3 protein-coding genes are annotated in these 3,722 nt (G+C 62.9%); all 3 read left to right on the top strand.

All coding sequences use genetic code 11. The annotated features are described in order from the left end of the window. The coding region (locus PHW69_09965) for a glycosyltransferase family 4 protein (protein ID MDD4005508.1) at positions 1-1,027 on the top strand (1,027 nt) is incomplete at its 5' end. Next, positions 1,017-3,458: an aminotransferase class I/II-fold pyridoxal phosphate-dependent enzyme gene (locus tag PHW69_09970; protein ID MDD4005509.1), complete on the top strand. Its 2,442-nt coding sequence runs from the start codon at positions 1,017-1,019 to the stop codon at positions 3,456-3,458. The genes PHW69_09965 and PHW69_09970, both read left to right, overlap by 11 nt. Continuing rightward, positions 3,442-3,722: hypothetical protein (locus PHW69_09975; GenBank protein MDD4005510.1), on the top strand; the 281-nt coding region annotated here is incomplete at its 3' end. The genes PHW69_09970 and PHW69_09975, both read left to right, overlap by 17 nt.

Here is a 3,722-nt window from a genome sequence, read left to right on the forward strand (position 1 = left end):
TTATTTCCTGACCACGGGCTGGGACCGGTTCGGCATTTTCTCCGAATATGGCTTTACCGTAAACAAACGTGACATCGGACGCAAACGCACCCATATCTGCACTTCGCCGGAAATGCTGAAATTCGTCATAAAAGCGTGGCATGCGCTGACCGGCATACTGCGCGAAAACAAATTCGACCGGGTGCATGTTTTTTTCGGCGTGCCGACCGGGCTTCTTATATTTCACCCGGGCCTTAAAAACTCGCATGTAACGCTCTGGGCCGGCGGCTCCGACGTGCCGTGGCATAACAAAGAACGCTTCTGGCTGCTCTACGCGTTTCTTACTCCCGTGATAAAACGCATCTGGAAAAAAGCGGCTGCGGTAATCTGCAACAGTTCCGACCTGCGCGGCGAAGTGCTCCGCTTCAGCCCCGGCCTGCAGGTGAAAGTGCTTTATAACGGCATTGACACCGACAGTTTTCATCCCGCGGAAACCGTCCAGCCTCCCCGCCCGTTCACGGTCTTATGCGCGGGGCGGCTGATCCCGTTCAAACGCACCGAAACCATTATTCGGGCCGCGGCGCTTTTGAAAGCCGCGGGCCGGAAAATGCGCGTGCGCATCGCGGGAGAAGGCTCGGAACGCGCCGCCCTGGAAAACCTGGCTTCAACGCTGGCTGTAACCGATACTGTGGAGTTTCTTGGCGGCCTGCCGCGCGAAAAAATGCCGCAGCTGTACCGCGAGTCCGACGTTTTCGCGCACATGTCGCGCACGGAAGGCATGTGCAATTCGGTGCTGGAGGCGATGGCGACCGCGCTGCCTGTCATTTCATCGGACACCGGCGACGCCGGCGATCTGCTTCAGGACTGCGGAACCGCTCTTGCCGACGGCACGCCCGAAGCGTTCGCCCGTTCCATTACCCGCTATATGCAGGACGCCGGGCTCAGAGCCGCGCACGGGCAGGCGGCCCGCGCCAAAACCGAACGGATGAGCTGGGAACAGTCCGCCGGCAAATACCTCGCCCTTCTGGAGCGCGCCGATGCGCCCTGAACTGGCATACCTGCTTCTGCGCGCGGGCCAGCCTGAAACATGGCGCTGGTACAGCTTTTACGAACGGGCGCAATGGTTTGACCGGGCCGAACTGGAAGGCCTGCAGCTCAAACGCGCGGCGGAAACAATCGGCTACGCTTACGAAAAAGTGCCGTTTTACCGGGCAAAATTCCGCGCGGCGAAGGTTACTCCTGAATCGCTGAAAACGCTTGACGATCTGCGGCGGTTTCCGGCAACCTCCGTGGCGGAACTGCGCGAAGCGGTCGAACGCGGAACCGCCGGCCGGTTCGCCGGCCACTTCAAAACGCTGGCCACAACCGGTTCGACCGGCACGCCGTTTTCCTTTCCCCTCGATACCGCCGCCGCGCGGGAACGCATGGGCTGCCTTTTAAGCGCGACCCGCTGGTACGGGCATGACCTGGGTTTGAAAAACGCCCGGTTCTGGCGCACCTCTGAAACAAAAGCCCTAGCCGACCGCATCAAGCAAAATCTGCTCGGAAGAAGGCTTGAGCTTTCAATTTACGATGCCGCCAATCCCGCCGGTTCTTTTCTGGACGAGGCGCGCATCGCCGGATATCTCGACGCGCTGCGCCGCCACCGGCCCGGATATATTGACGGGTATGTAAGCGCGCTGGTGCTGGTTTCCGACTATATGCTCGAGCATAATGTCACGGATATCCGGCCCCGGGCGGTGGTTACCGGCGCGGAATACCTGTCGCCGGAAGCGCGCCGGCTGATAGAAAAAGCGTTCGCCTGTCCGGTTTACAACCGCTACGGCGGCACGGAAAACAGCCTCATCGCGCACGACTGCCCCGTCTGCCGCGGCACCGCCCTGCACGTCATGTCGGCCAAGCTTGTCATGGAAACGCTCAGCGGCAACGCGCCCGCGCGCGAGGGCGAACTGGGCGAAGTGGCGATCACCGATTTCACCGCGCGCGCCCTGCCTTTCATCCGGTTTTTAAACGGCGACACCGCCGTCGCCGCCGCCCCCGGCGCGCGCTGCGCCTGCGGACGCGGGCTGCACCTCGTGCAGAGCGTGGAAGGCCGGGTAAACGATCTCTTTCCGCTTAAAGACGGACGGGTGCTGGTTTCGCACGTCTGGCACAAGCTTTTCCGCGAACACCCGGACGTGCGTGATTTTCAGGTTATCCAGAAAGAGCCTGACCGCTTTGAAATCAACCTCGCGCTGCACGCGCCCGGCGCAGACATAACGGCCCTGAAACGGCAGGTGGAATCCTTTCTGCCCGGCTGCTCGGTTTTCTGGAACGCGGAGGCGGAACTCAAGCCCGCGGCGGGCGGGAAATTCCGCCACTGCCGCAGCGAAGTGCCGTTCGCGCTCAACCAGCTCCGCTCGGGGCTGATAAACCCGGCGCGCGAAGTGGGCAATCTGCGGCCTTATGTGCCGGCGTTTTCGCGGGACGCGTTTTCGCACCGCGACCGGGCCGCCAAGCTCGACTGGAACGAGGCTCCGCCGCCGCCGCCAGACCTGCTGGCGGAACTGGCGGATTTTGTGAAAAGCCCCAACGCCGTCAACTGGTACGCCGACGTGTCGTGCTCGCGGCTGCTGTCCGCGCTTGCCGCGCACAGCGGCCTTGAGCCGGACCGGCTGGCCGTTTTTCCCGGTTCGGATGGCGCGCTTGACTGCGTGGCCCGCACTTTCATCAGCCGCGGCGACACCGCGCTCATCGCCGCGCCGTCCTACGACCAGTTCCGGCTAAGCCTTGAGGCGCGCGGCGCGCAGGTGGTTAACCTGTTCGGCCCGGCGCCTTTTGAAAAAAATACCGCCGGGCTTGTCAAAGCGGGCGGGCTCCGGGCCAAACTGCTTTATATCGCCAACCCCAACAACCCGACCGGCGTGGCCTACACGCCCGGCGATATCGCCGCCATCGCGCGCGCCCAGCCGGAAACGCTGGTGCTGGTGGATGAGGCGTACGTTGATTTCTGCCCCGGGTTTTCCGTTTTGAAAAACATCGCCGAGCTGGAAAACGTGATTGTCACGCGCACCTTTTCCAAGCTCTACGGGCTGGCGGGCCTGCGGATCGGCTGGCTGGCCGCCCGCCCGGCATATATCGAGATGATGAACCGGGCGCGCAATCTTAAAGAAACCAACGCGCTCGCCCAGAAAGCGGGCGAGCTCGCGCTTGCGCGCGCGGAATATTTCAAAACCCGCGCCGCGGAAATTGCTGAAAGGCGCGACCGGTTCGCCGAAGCCGCCGCCGCGCTCGGTTACGAGGTAAAAAACACGCCGGCCAATTTCATCATGCTTAAAACCCCGGATCCGCGGGCGTTGTGCAAATACCTGGCGGACAACCTTGTTTTCGTGCGCGACCGCAGCTCCATGCCGGGCCTGGCGGGCTGGGTGCGCGTCACCATCGGCTCGCGCCGGGACATGGACCGCGCGCTGGAGCTGCTGCGTGCCTTTGAAAATTGACCTGCATATCCATTCGTTCCGCTCGCGCGACTGTGAAACCTCGTGCGAGGAAATCGCGCGCACGGCGGCCGGGGCCGGCCTCGCCTTCTACGCGCTGACCGACCACGCCGCGCTGCCCGGGCCGGAGTGTTTTCCGGAAAACTCCGCCCGGCCCGCCATAACAGCAAAAACCGATACTGCCATACCGCCCGGCCCCGCCTTGCCGCCAGCCCCGCGCGCGATAGCCGGCGTGGAAGTTTCCACTTCCGCCGGCCATATAATCGG

Source organism: Elusimicrobiaceae bacterium, from assembly GCA_028700325.1.
In the GTDB taxonomy this organism is placed as follows: Bacteria; Elusimicrobiota; Elusimicrobia; order Elusimicrobiales; family Elusimicrobiaceae; genus JAQVSV01.